Here is a 15,927-nt window from a genome sequence, read left to right as displayed (position 1 = left end):
GGCCCGACGATTGCCTCACGCGGCTCCAAAATCATGCGCCGGTTGCCGATTCCCTAAGCATGGGACGCCTTTGCATGGCCGTGGCGGTCTCGGCGTTTCTGCTCGGGACTGCGGCCTTATGCGACGCAACCGCCGCAGCGCGCACGATTTCCGGTGTGGTTCTCGATCAGCATAGTGGAAGGCCGCTTGCCGGACTCACGGTTGCATCGTCTCCCGCCGGCGATCCGTACGACGAAGCAATGGCCGGCGATGCGCCGCCGAATCTCGCCGCCGTTCACGTCGTGACAACCGCTTCCGATGGAAGCTTCCGCATCGATACCGACTCTTCGAGCCCGCAGGTTTTCATCGATATCTACGGCGCGCCGCGCGGCTACGTCACGTTTCATGGAACGTTCCCCGCCGGCGCAGGAGCGTTGCCGGCAATTCACCTCATCCGGCCGACGGTCGAAGAACGCCGCGCGCTCGCGCAGATCAACGCGTTCCGCCGCGCGCCGGGCGGTTTTGCCGCGTTCGGCACGAGGCAGCCGCTGATTTTCGATCAAAATCTCGTCGCGACCGCGCGTTATTGGGCGGTTGAGGAAGCGCGGGCCGGACGCATCGGTCACACTTGCGCGCAGCTCGGTAACCCGTCCGGATGCGTCGAATTCAACGCATACTTCCATCGCCTGCCCGGCGCGCCGCAAGACGACGACGCCGGACAAAACGCCGCGTTCGACAGCGATCCGTCCTGGCGCGATGCGAATCGTCTATTCGAGATCGAGGGCGAGCTGTGTCATTTCAATTGGCGCGCCTGCCCGAGCGGACCGGACGGCTCGCAAACGCAAACCGGTCACTACATCAATCTCATGCTCGCGCAGCGGTGGATCGGACTGGGTGAAGCGCTCGCCGCCGCGGGTGCGTTCTTCGCGCAGAACCTGCTCTAAGTCCGGCGCCGCCGCGCCGAGGGGCAGCCGACGACGGGCGCCGGCGTCGCCGTGGCGATGGGAGCCGGGGCCGGCGGCGGTGGACCGCTGCGCACGCCCACTCCGTGTCCGCCGGCGATGAGAAAGCCGGCCACGACCGCTCCGAGTAAGAGTGGAAGCATTCCAAGATGGTGCGTCACCGGCGCGGCAGCCGGAGCGAGCGTGACATCGAGAGACGGTGTCGTCATCGGCGGCACGACGGCCGCGATCGGCGCCGGCGTTTCAAAGATCGGCGGCGCGGCATACACCATGGGCGGCGGTGCGTGATGCACGGGCGCAACCGCCAGCACCTCGGCGCGATGACGCACGACCGAAATATTCCCGCAGCGATTCGGCAGATAGACGCTCACGGTCTCGCCGGGCTCGTGTAAATCGACCTCCCATCCGTGGACGCCCGCCGGAATCCGGATGTCGTGCACGACGAAGACGCGGCCGTCGTAGTCGCCGCTCATGACGTCGATGTGGCGAGGAATCGTGACATACCGCGCCTTTCCCGCGGCGATGGCTTCGCGCATTTCGCGATATTCCTCGGGCGAAAGTCCGACGTCGTTACCCGCTGCCGCCAAAAGCCGGCTGTTTCGCACGAAATCGTCTTGGAGCGCTTGGGTAGAGTCGATCGGGCCGATGAGGGCCGAGGTGGAGAGGTCGCTGATGTTCCGGTCGCGGGCGGCAGCGGGTGCAACCGACGCGAGGAGGCTGAGGGCGAGGACGACGCAGACGATGCGCGCGGACATGCATCCAATCTACTCCATCGCAGCGCGCGCCAGGTTCCCCTGCGTACCGTTCTTCCTTGGTATTTTCAGGGAAGGAACGCGTCAGCCGAATGGCCCTACATATGGAAAACCGGAAAGGAAGAACCATGTCCAAACGTGCGGCTATCGTGAGAGCGGTATTCAAAGGCCTGGCCCGCCTCGAACGCGGCTATGCGATCGAAGTCGGACCGGTGCGAGCGACCGGCGTCCCGGCAATTCTGCTGGGCGTATGCGGCATCGTTACGGCCGCCGGCGTGGCCGCGTTCCTCTCGCGAAGTGCGGGACGCCTGCCCGAAACCCTGAGCGAGGCCCAGGGGTTGGCACAGACGTTACGCGGCGACCGGCCGCGCCTTGCACCGTAAAATGGATTGGGCATGATCGATAACGATTCGCTTACCGCGCTGATCCGCCGCGATCTCCCCGACGCGCAGGTCGAGATCGTCGACCGCACCGGCACGATGGATCACTTCAACGTGACCGTTCGTTCGCGAACGTTCGCCGGCCGGACGCTCATCGAACAGCACCAACTCGTGTACGGCGCGTTGCGCGCCGCGCTCAAAGACGGCCGCGTGCACGCGGTCGAACTCAAAACCCTGGTCAGCGAAGGTTGATAGCATGTCGGAACGACTGAAAGCAGAGATTGCCGCGGAAGTCGCGGCCAATAAGATTCTGGTCTACGGGAAAGGCACCAAGACCGCACCGCGCTGCGGCTTCACGCTGGAGACGATCCAGTTCTTCGATCACTTCGGCTATCCGTTCGAAGTGATCGACGTGCTCGAGAACATGGAGAAGCGTGAAGCCCTCGCCGAGATGACCGACTGGCCGACTCTGCCGAAGGTCTTCATCGACGGCAAATTCTACGGCGATACCGACATTCTCGGTCCGATGGCGCAGAGCGGCGAGCTGCAAACGGTTTTGCGCGACGCGTTCGGTACCGAACCGCAAGCAAAATCGACGATCAACCTGCGTTAGTGTACACGACGCTCATCGATGCCGGGACGCTCGCCCCGCACGTCGACGACGCGGATTGGGTGATCGTCGACTGCCGCCACGCGCTGGCGGATTTTTCGCTCGGACGGCGCCGGTACGACGACGCGCACATTCCGGGCGCGTTCTTTGCCGACGTCGAGCGCGATCTCACCGGCGAAAAGACGGGCGCGAACGGACGCCATCCGCTGCCCGACCCGTACGCGTTCGCCGTCTATCTGCGCGGCATCGGCGTTGACGATGCGACGCAAATCGTCGCCTACGACGACGGCGGCGACATGTTCGCGGCGCGGTTTTGGTTCTTGTGCCGCTGGATCGGGCACGACGCATGCGCCGTACTCGACGGCGGCATCGCGGCGTGGCGCGCATCCGCGCTTCCCACGACCTCCGCGTTGCCGCCGCCGCGCGCCGGCACGGTCCGAGCGCACGTTCGTTCCGAACTCGTCGTCGGCGCCGACGAGGTGCTCGCACACCTGCACGATCCGCAGATGCAGATCCTCGACGCACGCGGTGCGGATCGATTCGCCGGCGAGAACGAAACGGTCGATCCGGTCGCGGGCCACATTCCGGGCGCGCGCAACCGTCCGTTCAAAGAGAACTTCGGCGACGACGCGCATTTCAAACCGTCACGCGACCTGCGCGCGGCATTCGAGCGCTTCGGCCCGAGCGGGACGATCGTGCATCAATGCGGCTCGGGCGTCTCGGCCGCCGTCAACGCACTCGCCATGGAAATAGCCGGCTTGCCCGGCGCGCGGCTCTATGCCGGCTCGTGGAGCGAGTGGATCGCCGACCCCGCGCGGCCCGTCACGAGGGACTAGCTGACGGCGACGGTGACGGTGAGGGTAACGGCGGCGGCGAGGGATGCGGCGGCAGATTGTGCTGGATCTGCGGCTGCGCACACGCCGTGTACTCCGTAACGGTCAGCGCCACGTCGGCGCACCAGAACGCGCGCCAGAACAGTTCAGTGACCGGCGTGAGCGCACCGCCGCTCTGGTAGAACTCTTCGAACCGGCGGCGCACGCGTTCATCCCCGAAGATCGTCTGTTGGACGCGCCAGAGATCGCTCGCGTCGATCGGGCCGCTGCCGTAAATGCTGTCGAAATCGTACTCGCGGTGCCAGCTCCATTGACTGCGGATTTTCGAAAGGATGAAGACTCGCGAGTCGTCGACCTGCGCGCTATTCGGGTCCACCGCCAGCACGGTAAACGAAGGCGCGTTGCCGAAAATCGGACTCACCGCCGGAACCACGAGCATCGGCGCACGCGGCGTGCTCGCATCCGGACCGATGACGCGGAAGCTATCCATGTGGGTGTGACCGGCGATCGCCATGACGACCGCCGAACCCGAGTCGAGCGCGGTAATGAATGCCTGGTTGAAGCCGTCGGTCAAAAACGGCACGACCGCGCGACCGCGTATCGTCGAGATCGCGTCGATACCCGGCGGAATGTGCGCGATGATCCACACCGGCGTTCCGGCGGGTATCGCGTTCTGCGCGCTCTGCAGCCACTTCACTTCGTCGCCGCCCGGATCGGCCTTGGGATCGCCGCACGCGTTCTTGTAATCCGCGGACCAGAAGACGTCGTTGAGCACGATCGCTCGTGCACCGTCGACGGGAAGCGGTGCGGTATAGTACCCGCCGGTCGAGAATTGGGCGATGAACGCGGTCGGATCGGTCACGCCGATCGAGCCCGCAAATGCGGCCGCCATGTGCGCGAGAAATGCGCCGTGCGGCGCGGTTTCGTAGTCGCCGCAGTAGCTGTCATTGTTGCCGATCGCCGGGAGAAGCCGCGAGCGGGGGAAGGCCTCTTGCAGCTCCCACGCGAGAAAACCGATCGTCTTGTCGACGAACGCGTCGTAGGCGGCGTCATCGTGGTCCGTTGCCGTTCGATCGAACTTCGCGCGAAACTCGTGCGCGAGCAAGTCGCCCGCGACGATCACGATCGGCGGGTTGGGGACCGCGTTGCGCGCTCCTTCGAGCGTCGACTCGAGCAACGCGTAGTTGGTATCGCTGCCGATTCCCGACGGCGCGGTTGCGGGCGCGGCAGCAAAGATCGCGCGCCAGCGGTCGGCCGGCGCCGCCGCCAAGCGGTCGACGAGATGCGGCTGCGTGAACGGATCGAAATGAATATCGCTCAGAACCAGCCAGGCCTGCGCCGGCCCCGCCGCGCGAGCGGGCGCTACGAGGAGGAGCGCGGCGCCCAGCACAATCGCGAGGGAAGACCGGAGCATAACCCGAGCGCATTTCCGAGAGGGGAGGGTCATGTCCCGCTACTGGCTTTTCAAAAGCGAGCCGCATGCGTACAGCTTCGAGCAGCTGAGCAAAGATCGCGTCACACCGTGGAGCGGCGTGCGCAATTTCCAAGCGCGCAACAACATGCTGGAGATGGCGGTGGGCGACCTCGGCTTCTTCTATCACTCGAGCATCGCCGAGCCCGCGGCCGTCGGCGTCGTCAAGGTCGTGAAGACGGCATACCCCGATGCGACCGCGCCGCCCGACTCGCGCTGGATGAACGTCGACGTCGAGTACGTCGAGCCGCTGCAACATCCGGTGACGCTCGCGCGCATGCGCGCCGAGCCGCGCCTGCTCGGCATGGCCCTGCTCAAACGCGGTCAGCGATTATCCGTGCAGCCCGTCATGCCGCACGAATGGAAGATCATTTTGGAGTTATCACGCAGCGCCGGCGGCTAGCGCCGGCGCTGCCTTTACGCGCGTTACGGAAGCGTCTTGGTCAGTTGGAAGCGATAGGTCGCCGGCCCGACTGTATTGCCGATCGTTGCGCCGAGTGTGCCATTCGCCAGCGGGTAGGCGATGCCGCCGCCGACGATCGGGAAAACCTGCGTCCATGCGTTGAAGATGTTATCGCCCGAGGCTTGGATCGATATCGTCTTCGAGATAGGAACGCGAATCGTAGCGTAGGCAATGCCGAACGGCGGCAGATTGTAGCCGTTGTTCTTGCCGTAGAGCGTGTCGCCAAGCGCGGCGTAGATCCCGCTCGTCGAGGTCCAGTTGATCTCGGCGTTGCCTTGCAGATACGGGATCGCCGTGTTCGAGAAGCCGCTTGCACCGACTGAGGAGTTTGCGTAGACTCCACCCGGGGCTCCGTAAACCGTACCGAACGTGTTGCCGGTGAAATTCTCGCCGGCGATGATCGGCAAGTTTACGTTGTAGTTCGCCGGGATGCACGGAACACCGGCTTTGAGGCCTACGCAGTAGAACCCGGGAGGCAGATTGTAGGCGTACGAGTGCTGAATCGCGCCGTCGACTTCGAAGCCAAAGCCCTGCGGTACGACGCGTTTGAGCGAGAGTTCGATGCCCTCGTAGCGCGAGTTGTTCAAGTTGGTATTGAGGGACTGATAGACCAAGTAGGCCGGATTGCCCGCTTCCGCTCCGGGGCAGGTGATGCCGGCGCTTGAGCAGTTCCCAACGGTATACTCTTCGGCGAGGAAGCGATTGAAGAGATTCGTCATGTAGCCGTCGACCGAGATAACCGTCACATTGTCTTTGAGCCGGTAATCCGCACCGAGATCGTAGCCGAACGCTGTTTCCGGCAGCAGGTTCGGATTGTTGGCAGCAGAGCTGCAAATTCCAGTGGAGGTCGAGCAGGTGATGGCCGTCGAGACCTTGCTGAGCAAGCTCAGGTACGGCGGCGCAATCGAGGAACCGGCTGAGAGCCGAATTGCGATATTGTTCTTGGGACGGTACTCGAGCGCGATGCGCTCGTCGAAGTGCGAGTTATGGTTGGTAGTGAAGCGCGCGTTCGAGCCGTTGATCGCGCAAGAGCTCGTGAGCGCGCCCGCGCCCGTCACACACTCGTAGGGGAACGTATTCTGATACAGGTTGTCGTAGAGCGCCAGCGTGCCGGTCAGGTTGGGCGAGATGTTGTAGACGTTACGCAGAAGGATCGTCGTGAACAGCTGGCTCGTGCCGAGCGGGTTGGTGACCGAGGGCGTTTGCGTCGGCGTCGACGGCGGAGCGTACGTGTCCGTGCCGGAGACGATGCCCGGGTAGTTCGCCGACCAGCTCCCGGCCGACGACGACGCGTTCGTTTGATCGACAGAGAGCGTGACGTCGTTTCCGTCGCCGTAACCATGATCGTATTCGAGCGAAAGACCGTTGAGGCGATCTTCTTCCCATTGGTTATACCAGTCGAAGTTTGCCAGCTCCGTCGTCTGGCCGTTGAACACCGTGGGCGGACAGGTCGTCGCCGCACAGGAATTGCTCGATGCCGGATTGACGCCATAGAGTTGATAGAATCCGACGACCGGCGTCGACGGATTCGGATTCCCTTCGTAGATCAGGCGATCGATCGAGGCGTGATAGTAACGCGCCAAAACCGTGTCTTGCCCGAGCAGCGTCCGAATTTCGGCCTGGAAAATCGGCTCGTTGTTGATCTCTTGCGCCGTGTCCGGATAGACCGCGTTGGGCACGAGCAGCGAGGTTCCTTGAGCGAGCGAGCCCGTATAGGTGGCTGCTGCCGTGCTGTAGGTGGGGCTGCTCGTCTTGTAATAGATCGAACCAACCTCGTCGGGGCTAAAGACGGACGGAATCATTTCCGAGCCGGTGTTTTCGTTCTGATCGGCGTAGGTCTGGCTACCCAGATAGCTGGCGGTGGCTGTCGTCGCATTCGAGAACTTGTACCGCAGCTTGAACAGCTCGGCTGTCTGGTCGAAATTCGCGCCGTAGGTGTAACAGCACGCAAGCAGACCATAGATGTGGTTGAGTGCAGTCGTTGTTCCAGCGAGCTTGGGATCGGTGCTGCTCGTAGACGGAATGTACGTGTAGTTGTACGAGACGTTCGTCCCCGTCGTGCCGTTCCAATTGGCAACGCCGTTGTTTCCGTAGGTCTGGAAGTAGGTCGACGTTCCGTCCAGCGCCGAGGGATTGTCGTCGCCGGCGAGATCCACTACGAAGCCGAGCCGGCCGATCGTGTCCGACACACCGAAGTTGAAGTACGTTTCACCGTGCGTGCTGATGCCGAAGGTGTAGTCGGGCGTAAACGTGTCGGTTGGATCCTTGGTGCGGAAGTTGACCGTACCGTTGATCGCGTAGTTGGTCTCGGGCGCCATGACGCCGGGGCCCTTGATGACTTCTACGCTTCCCAACATGAAACTATTGAGGAAGGTCGTGACGTAGTCGCCGTAGTCGCCGACCGCGAGCGGGTGACCGTCGATCAGCGTTGCCGTCTCGAACGAGAGCCCGCCGCGGATGTTCGGCACCGTCACCGCACCCGGCACCGCGCCGTTGGCGCTGGAGGTCGGGAGCGTGTTCTGCACGCCCGGAATCTGGTTGAGGATGCGATTGACCTGCGGCTGCGCCTCATCGACAAAGGCCTGACCGCTCACGACGTTGACCGACGCGGTCGAGGTGTTGAACGTCGCCTGGCCGTAGGCGCGCACCGTCGCAATCGTCCGCAGCGAGGTGAACGTTTCCGCGTGCAGGGTTACCAGGACGTTCTGCGTCGCCCCGCCGAGCAGTGCGAAGTCGGTCTCGGTCGCGGTCTGATAGCCGGGTTTCTGGGCCGCGAGTACGTAGACGCCCGGCGTGACGTTGGAAATCGTGAAGGCGCCGGTGGCATCGGTATTCGCCGAATAGGTCGACGGACCGCGCAGATCGATGTGCGCCCCGGCCAGCGGCGCGCCGGAATCATCTTTGACGGTGCCTTGCACCGTCGCGGTGGATGCACCCTGGGCCACGATGACCGGGACGCTCGGAGACGTTGCCGCGCTGACGGGTCCAACGCTGAGCGCCGCGGTCATGATTGCAGCCAGGATGCGCGTGAGTGTGCTCACACTGCCTCCATAACAACAAGCAAGAAAGAGCCACTGCGGCCTTGAGCCGCAGTAACATTCTCAGTGTAGATTGAGAATCTTAAGGCCTCTTTATCTTTGATTGAAGAGGTCAAGTTCGGTCAAAAAGGGGTCGCCGTGGCGACCCCTTCATTCAACTGCCGTTGGTTATCGCGGCTTGAGCGTCATCGTTAGGACTCGATGCGCCGTGTACGGCGTTGTGGAGGGGAAGGCGGACGACGAACTCGTCTGCACGTTACCGAGGAACATCATCTCCGAGTGGTATGCGCTAGCCGAAGCGGCGTATGTCTTGTACAGGTCCTGCCCAACGTAGAAGACCACCGTTTGTCCGGCAAGGCCACTAAGATCGTATGGACCTCGCTGCACCCAGTATCCACCGTTAACCCAGTAGTTATTGTTGTACTTATCGTCGGAGGGATCGCAGCCGTTGTCGTAGGCTGATGGCGGCCCGAGCCCGGCCTCGACGCCCGCAGGTGACGAGTCCTGGAAGCAGTTCTCCTCCTGGAACAGCGCTTGCACGATCGTACCAGTGCCTGTCGAGTTGCTGAGCAGTACGGCGTCCTGATCGCCATAGTCGGGCGGTCCGTAATTGAAGCCGCCCTCCCAAACCCAAAACGAAAGGTACGGACTTGCCGCTGAGACGGTAAAGGTCTGGCAGATGCCGAGTTCTCCAGCCTCGGTTGCCTCATCTGAGCCGATGAAAGCAACGTCACTGCCGAGCACCGGCGGTGGTGTTGTACCAACACCGGGCGGATCTGTCGGAGCGGCTGTAGCGCCCGGCGCGGCAGTCGGTTCGGCCGTGTAGTTCATCCGGTCATTCATTGGAGGCGCCGTCACCGACACGAAGTTCGCGGCGGTCGCCGAAGAGACCACCGTCTCCAAGCCCGTTTGATCGCCACTAGAGATCGTGCTCTGCGCAGGCCACGGCGAGGGCGCGTATGCCGGCGGTCCAGGCGAGGGGCTCGTATATGAGGCAAGCAGGGTGTGCGGATATGAGCATCCGGTCCACCCAGTGAGGCCGTTATTGAATGCACCGTTCGTGATCGACGAAACGTTGACCGTGAGCGAACCGGTGTTACCAAACACGTCGGTGAAGGTCACGGTCGCCGTACCCGGTGCAACGGCCGTGATCGGATACGAAACCGAACCCGTACTGCTTGCCGACTCCGAACTGGGGAAAGAAATCACGCCGGTCGCGCTTCCCGCCGCAAGAGTGGCCGTAATGGTCGAATCGGGCTTGGTCGTGATCGCCACGTCGGTCGTGTCGTTGGCCGAAAGTGAGATCGCCGACGGTGCCGGCTCCGGTGAGCTGTAGCTGTTGTTGGTCGTCACCACGAGCGTTGCCGTCTGATTGATCGGATCGGTGAAGGTTACGTTCGCGGTTGAGGCAACGTATTGAGCCGTGACGGTAAACGAGGCCGTGCCGTCGCTTCCGACGGTTTCCGACGCAGGCGACACCGTCACGACGTTCGTATTCGAACTCAGCGCCGTGATCGTCAGCCCGGCCTTACTCGTGACCGTAACCGTCTGGGACGTGCCTTCCGCAAGAGTCAGTGGATTGGGTGAAACAACCGGCACCGGCGGCGGTGGCGTGCCGATCTGCTGCCCTTCGTAGGCGGCCAAATAGAGCGACTGCCCTGCCTGAACCGTGATCGGCAGCGCCGACGACGGCAGCGAAAGCGTGACCTCGCCGGCCGCGTAGGCCCCCGGCGTCGAGCCCGCGACCCATTCCGTCCCGTCCCAGTACGCGAGATAGACCGACTCGGTCGGGGCCGCAGTGAAGCCGACCTGTACCGAGAGCGCCTTGATGGTCAGCGTAGACGATGCGGTCACGGTGTAATAAATGAGCGCCTCGTTCGAAGAACCGGTCTGCGCTCGCTGCTTCAGCTGGGGGATCGCGCCTACCGACGGGGCAGAGGCCGAAGAGCTCGCCGTCAAGGTTCCCGTGCCGGTGACCGACATGGTTGAATTGATGCCGTTCACGGCTGGAAACGTGTATGCACTTGCTCCGGCAATACCGCCCGACGTCGGGGGATAGAGCGGCGTCGGGTTACCGCCGCCGGAGCACGCCGCTGCTACCGCCAGCACGGCAAAAGCAACCAGAATACTCAAGCGCTGCCACTTCGAACTCTTGGTAAACACCGGATGTTCCCCCCTGTGATGCATTATGGTTGCGATTGCGATTGCGACGAGTTTGGTTTACTTCCGTTGCCGCTATAGACTTTGCCGAAGGTCTTGGTAAGTTCAAAACGGTACGTCGCCGGCCCGAGAACGTTCGCATTCGTGGCAGCGAGCGCTGGTAATTTGACGCCGTTGAGAACCGGAGATGCCGCCAGCGGCGCATCGACGCCGCCGCCGAGAATCGGGAAATAGCCGTTCAAAGAATTGAAAATGTTGTCCCCCGACACTTGGAGCGACAGCGTGTCGGAGAGGGGTATACGAAGCGTTGCGTACGAGATCGAGAACGGCGCTTCGTTGAACGAATTGTTCTTACCGTAGAGCGTCGTCCCCAGTTCGGCGTAGAGTCCGTTGGCCCAGTAGTACGCAACCGATGCGTTGCCCTGGAAGTACGGAATGCTCTGATTCGAGAAGCTGTTGTACCCGTAGCCGGAGACTTCTCCGCCCGTGTAGGCTGCCGTGAAATTCTCGCCGGGAATGATGCCGAGATTCGTGTAGTAGCCGCACGCCCCAGTCGTCGCGCTGAAGCCGTAGAAGCAGGGCGGCAAGTTGTAGGCATACGCGTGCTGGATCGCACCCGAGACGGTGAAATTCAATCCCTGGGGCGCAACGCGCTTGAAGGAAAGCTCGACGCCTTGAAAGCGTGAGTTGCTCAAATTGAAGTACTGCTCCGAATAGAGCGGCGTCGTAGGGCTGCCCGTCGGGCAGGTCAAGCCTGCACTGTTACTTCCGCACGTTCCGATCGACTGGTATGTCTCTATGAAGTGATTGAAGAGATTCGTCTGGTACGCATCGGCCGAGAAGTACAGCGAGGTCTTTGGCACCCGGACATCTGCACCCAGATCGATTCCGGCCGCCGTCTCCGGTAGGAGGTTGCCGTTATTGAGCTTCACGGTCGCCGTGTTGGTGGTCGTGTTCACGCTCACCGAGCCATTGAGCTGCGAAAGGATATACAGGTACGGAGGTGCGATCGCCGAACCCGCTGCCAACCGCAGGATCGCGTTCGGATTGAGGCGGTATGTCAATCCGAGTCTTTCATCGAAGTGCGACGTGTTTGTCGTCTTGAAGAGCCAGTCGGGGCTGTTGTACGCGCACACCGCCGTTCCGCTCGCCGCCGAACATTCCGGATTCGAATATGTGTACGTGTTCCGGTAGAGATTGTCATAGAGGCTCAACGTGGCGCTGAGCCGGTTGCCTAGAGTAGCCTGGTCGCGGAGAAGGAACGTGCTGGAGGTTTGGGCCGAACCCTCCGGCAGATCCGTGCTGGCGTAATAGGGGGACGCCGTCAGATCGATCGTGCCGCCGCTCGAGTCGTAGAGGGTATTGGACTCGATCTCATAGTCGATCGACTGGTCTGTCGACGTATCCCACGAGAACGTGAGATTGTTGTTCGTCGAAATCGGATGATCCCATTCGACCGAATAGCCGTTGAGTTTGTCGGTTTCATTTTCCTGAAAATAATCGAAATAGTACACGGGCGTCGGCGTCCCGTTGTAGGTGACCGGCACACCGCTGCCATTATTGCCGACGCCGTAGAGTTGTTCGGTTAGCTCGGTCGGAACGTTGGGCTCCTCACCTTGCAGCACCAATCGCACGATCCCGGCGTGATAAAAGCGCCCAAGGATCGTGTCGTTTCCGAGCGTAGTGCGAACCTCTCCCTCGAGGATGGGCTCATTGTTGTTCGTGAGAACGGGTTGACCACTGGCAAAAACGTTCGATATCAGCAGCGGGGAGTTGGGAGCCAGCGCGGTGCCGGTGTATGATGCCCCCGGAGTAAACAGGCTAGGCGTGTACGAGGAGTTATCGCCATTTTCGTCTGCCGTGGTCTGACCGCCGAGATAGGTGAACGTGGCCGTGGTTGCCCCTGAGAGCTTGTAGCGCAGCTTGAGCAGTTCGGAGGCATTGTCGTAATCGCCGAGGATCGTGTAGCAGCATGCGACGAGCGGGTACAGATTGTACACGTAACTCGCCGTGCCCGGAATCAGGCTGCGCCCTTGCGACACGGAGGTCAAGGCGTAGCCCTGGCCCGACGGAACGTTGCCGACGGCTCCGTCATCGCCCTCGCTCGTGGGGTCATACCAGACCCGCTGCCCGTTCAGCGCCGAAGGGTCGTCGTATCCCGCGAAGTCAAAGACGAAGCCTACGCGCCCGACCGTGTCTGAAACGCCGAAATTGTAATATGTTCCGCCGTGGTTGGTCACTCCGAATGTGTAATCCGGTGTAAATGTGAGCGTCGGGTCCTTGGTCTCGAAGTTCACCGTACCGCCGATCGCGTTGTTGACCTCGGGAGCCATGGCCCCCGGTCCCTTGATCACTTCGACCGAACCTAGCATGAAGCTATTGAGATACGTGGTCACATAATCGCCGAACGACTGCGTTGCGAGCGGATGCCCGTCGATCAAGGTCGCGGTTTCGTAACTCAGTCCGCCGCGGATATCGGGAAAGGTGACCGCGCCGAGCGCGGCGCCGTTCGCGTCATCGGACGGTAAGCTGATCTGGACGCCCGGGATCTGATTGAGAACCCGATTGACTTGCGTAGCCGCTTGATCCTCAAAGGTCTGCGACGGAACTACGTTGACGGAAGCCGTCGACGTGTTGAAAGTACCCTGCCCGTACGCGCGGACGGTCGCGATCGTTCGCAGCGACGAAAATGTAGCCGTATGCAAGGTGACATTCAAATGCTCGACCTCGCCCGAGAAGATCGCGAAATCGGACTCGCTCGCCGTATTGTATCCGGCCTTCTGTACCGTAAATACGTACAGCCCCGGGGCAACGCCCTCCACTACGAACTGGCCCTTCGCGTCAGTCGTCGTGTCGTATGTGCTGGCGCCGTGCACGGTCACCCTCGCCCCTACCACGGGCGCGCCGGTCTCGTCGCTTACGGTGCCCCGAACCGCTCCTGTCGTCGACGAGGTTGCCTGCGCGAAAACAGGTTGCGCGATTGAGCAGGCAAGCAACGCGGCGAGGAAAGCTCCAACGAATCTATGCACGCGGCCTCCATGTCGAAAGCAAATACAGCACCACCTGCCGCGGATCACCGGAGCAGATTCTCCGACGAGCGTAAGCGTGCGCGAATTAAGAAGTCATTATGTTCAGGACGATTATGCCGATTGTGCCTGGGCCAAATAGATGCGTTGTGCATGTATTGGCATCTCTCTAGCGGGAATTTGCAATCGCGAATAGGACCCGTCCGGATTGAGCACGCGGCCCTTGACGTTATCCGAGAGCAAGACCGAAAGAACCCCGCTGGTCAACGTCTCGGCCAGCACCGGGTCCATGACCGGCACGGCCAGCTCGACCCGGCGATCCAGGTTGCGGCCCATCCAATCCGCGCTCGACATATAGACCTCGCGGTCGCCGCCGTTTTCGAAAACGTAGATGCGCGAGTGCTCGAGGAACCGGCCGACGATGCTTCGCACGCGGATCGTCTCGCTTACACCGGGGATTCCCGGGCGCAAAATACACATGCCGCGAACGAGCAACTCGATCGGCACGCCGGCTTGCGAGGCGCGATAGAGCGCGCGCACGATCTCGGGGTCGGTGATCGCGTTCAGTTTGGCGCGGATGCCCGCCGGCCGGCCGGCGCGCGCATGATCGGTCTCGCGATCGATCATCGCCAGCATCTCGCGCCGCAGCGTCACCGGCGCCACCAAGAGGTCCTCGTAATCGGTGATGTTCGAGAAGCCGGTGAGCGCATTGAAGAGCTGCGTCACGTCGGCTCCGAGTTCATGCCGGCAGGTGAACAGGCTCAGGTCGGTATAGAGGCGCGCGGTCTTCTCGTTGTAGTTGCCGGTGCCGAAGTGCATGTAACGGCGGATGCCGTCCTCTTCCTGGCGCACGACCATCAGCGTTTTGGCGTGCACCTTCTGACCGGGGAATCCGTAGACGACGTGTACGCCCGCCCGTTCTAGCCGCCGCGCCCATTCGATGTTGTTCTCCTCGTCGAAGCGCGCTTTCAGTTCGATGACGACGGCAACTTGCTTCTCGTTCTCGGCCGCCTCGAGCAGCGCGCGCACGATCGGAGAATTTTTCCCGGAGGTGCGGTATAGCGTCGCCTTGATCGCCAGTACCTGTTCGTCCTCGGCGGCCTGCTGCAAGAATTGCAGCACCGGATCGAAGGACTCGTACGGGTGGTGCAAGAGCAGATCGCTCTCGCGGATCAATGCGAAGAGATCGGTTTTACCGACCAGCATCCGCGGAATCGCCGGCATGAAGGGCGCATCGCGTAGCGATTCGTAATCGGGTAGATTCACGATCTGCCAAAGATCGGAAAGCGCCATCAGCCCGTCGACTTCATAGCAATCCACGTCGCCGAGCTCGAGCGATTTCAAGAGAAAGTCGCGCATGTACTCGGGCATGCCGCGCTCGACTTCGAGCCGTACCGGTTCGCCGAAGCGGCGGCGCTGCAGTTCCGACTCGATCGCCCGCAGCAAATCGTCGGCTTCGTCTTCCTGCAATTCGAGATCGGCGTCGCGCGTCACGCGAAAGAGGTACGCTTCGCGCACGGTCATCCCGGGGAAGAGCGCGTCGAGGTGGTGCGCGATCAGATCTTCGATGAGCACGAAATGCCGCTCGCCCTCCGGGGTGCCTTCCAACGGAACGAAACGCGGCACCGTCGGCGGAATCTTGACCCGCGCGAAATGCAGCTCGACGCCCTCGGCCGTCGGCTCCTCGAGTTCGACCGCAAGCGAGAGCGAGAGGTTCGAAATGTACGGAAACGGGTGCCCGGAATCGACGGCGAGCGGGGTCAGTACCGGAAAGAGACGGTCGTCGAACGTGCGCTCGAGCGCGAGCTGGCGATCTTCGGGTAATTCCGAGATGCGCAGGACTTGGATGCCCTCGCGTTCGAGCGCCGGCAGCAGCTCCTCGTTGAGCAGACGCGTCTGCGTGGCGAGCGAGGTGCGAAGCCGCGTCGATACCGCGGCGAGATGCTCGGCGGGCATGCGCCCGTCATCCGAGCGCCATACGACTTGAGCTTCGATCTGCTGTTTGATCGCCGCGACGCGAATCATGAAGAATTCGTCGAGATTCGTACCGTAGATCGCGACGAATTTGAGCCGTTCGAAGAGCGGATTGCTCGAATCCAGCGCTTCCTCCAAAACGCGGTCGTTGAACTCCAGCCACGAAAGTTCGCGGCTGAAGTACAGTGAAGGATCGTCGAGCGGGAGGGGCGGCCGCTCGAGCGCTGGGTCTTCCTGCGTGAGCATCGTCGATGGTTTCGCCCCGGTCAGGTAAAAATC

General features: G+C 62.0%; 12 protein-coding genes. 6 read left to right on the top strand and 6 right to left on the bottom strand.

Annotated features, from left to right (window positions below; translation table 11 throughout):
* The first annotated feature begins 59 nt into the window (after positions 1-59).
* Positions 60-923, top strand: coding sequence for a hypothetical protein (locus VMF11_03860; GenBank protein ID HTU69435.1), 864 nt, complete (start codon positions 60-62; stop codon positions 921-923).
* On the opposite strand, the gene VMF11_03855 is transcribed toward VMF11_03860, so the two are convergent.
* Positions 920-1,696: a hypothetical protein gene (locus VMF11_03855; protein HTU69434.1), complete on the bottom strand. Its 777-nt coding sequence runs from the start codon at positions 1,694-1,696 to the stop codon at positions 920-922. The genes VMF11_03860 and VMF11_03855 overlap by 4 nt on opposite strands.
* Positions 1,697-1,821: 125 nt before the next feature.
* Here VMF11_03855 and VMF11_03850 point away from each other — a divergent pair, with 125 nt between their 5' ends.
* The 4 genes from VMF11_03850 to VMF11_03835 are packed head-to-tail and all read left to right on the top strand — an operon-like array spanning position 1,822 to position 3,519.
* Entirely contained in the window at positions 1,822-2,076 is a 255-nt protein-coding gene (locus VMF11_03850; protein HTU69433.1) for a hypothetical protein, read from the top strand.
* 12 nt (positions 2,077-2,088) lie between these two features.
* Positions 2,089-2,325, top strand: coding sequence for a BolA/IbaG family iron-sulfur metabolism protein (locus VMF11_03845; GenBank protein ID HTU69432.1), 237 nt, complete (start codon positions 2,089-2,091; stop codon positions 2,323-2,325).
* A 4-nt stretch (positions 2,326-2,329) separates the two neighbouring features.
* On the top strand, positions 2,330-2,686 hold the full coding sequence (locus VMF11_03840; GenBank protein ID HTU69431.1) for a glutaredoxin domain-containing protein: 357 nt from the start codon (positions 2,330-2,332) through the stop codon (positions 2,684-2,686).
* Positions 2,686-3,519 (top strand): sulfurtransferase, encoded by an 834-nt coding sequence (locus VMF11_03835; protein HTU69430.1) that lies wholly within the window; start codon positions 2,686-2,688, stop codon positions 3,517-3,519. The genes VMF11_03840 and VMF11_03835 overlap by 1 nt, the downstream gene beginning before the upstream one ends.
* Here the strand turns inward: VMF11_03835 and VMF11_03830 are convergent.
* A complete protein-coding gene (locus VMF11_03830; protein ID HTU69429.1) occupies positions 3,506-4,930 on the bottom strand; it encodes a hypothetical protein in 1,425 nt (474 codons plus the stop codon). The genes VMF11_03835 and VMF11_03830 overlap by 14 nt on opposite strands.
* A 31-nt stretch (positions 4,931-4,961) precedes the next feature.
* On the opposite strand from VMF11_03830, the gene VMF11_03825 reads away from it, so the two are divergent.
* Positions 4,962-5,390, top strand: a complete 429-nt coding sequence (locus VMF11_03825) for an EVE domain-containing protein (GenBank protein HTU69428.1) — start codon at positions 4,962-4,964, stop codon at positions 5,388-5,390.
* A gap of 23 nt (positions 5,391-5,413) precedes the next feature.
* Here the strand turns inward: VMF11_03825 and VMF11_03820 are convergent, their stop codons facing one another.
* From VMF11_03820 to ppk1, 4 genes are all read right to left on the bottom strand, one after another.
* Positions 5,414-8,491 (bottom strand): TonB-dependent receptor, encoded by a 3,078-nt coding sequence (locus VMF11_03820; GenBank protein ID HTU69427.1) that lies wholly within the window; start codon positions 8,489-8,491, stop codon positions 5,414-5,416.
* 165 nt (positions 8,492-8,656) lie between these two features.
* Complete coding sequence (locus tag VMF11_03815) at positions 8,657-10,621, bottom strand: hypothetical protein (protein ID HTU69426.1); 1,965 nt, start codon at positions 10,619-10,621, stop codon at positions 8,657-8,659.
* A 53-nt stretch (positions 10,622-10,674) separates the two neighbouring features.
* Entirely contained in the window at positions 10,675-13,677 is a 3,003-nt protein-coding gene (locus VMF11_03810) for a TonB-dependent receptor (protein ID HTU69425.1), read from the bottom strand.
* Positions 13,678-13,788: 111 nt separating this feature from the next.
* Complete coding sequence (gene ppk1 / locus VMF11_03805) at positions 13,789-15,894, bottom strand: polyphosphate kinase 1 (GenBank protein ID HTU69424.1); 2,106 nt, start codon at positions 15,892-15,894, stop codon at positions 13,789-13,791.
* Between the last annotated feature and the right edge of the window lie 33 nt (positions 15,895-15,927).

Source organism: Candidatus Baltobacteraceae bacterium, assembly GCA_035502855.1.
In the GTDB taxonomy this organism is placed as follows: Bacteria; Vulcanimicrobiota; Vulcanimicrobiia; order Vulcanimicrobiales; family Vulcanimicrobiaceae; genus Aquilonibacter.
This window is presented reverse-complemented; position numbering and strand designations above follow the sequence as displayed.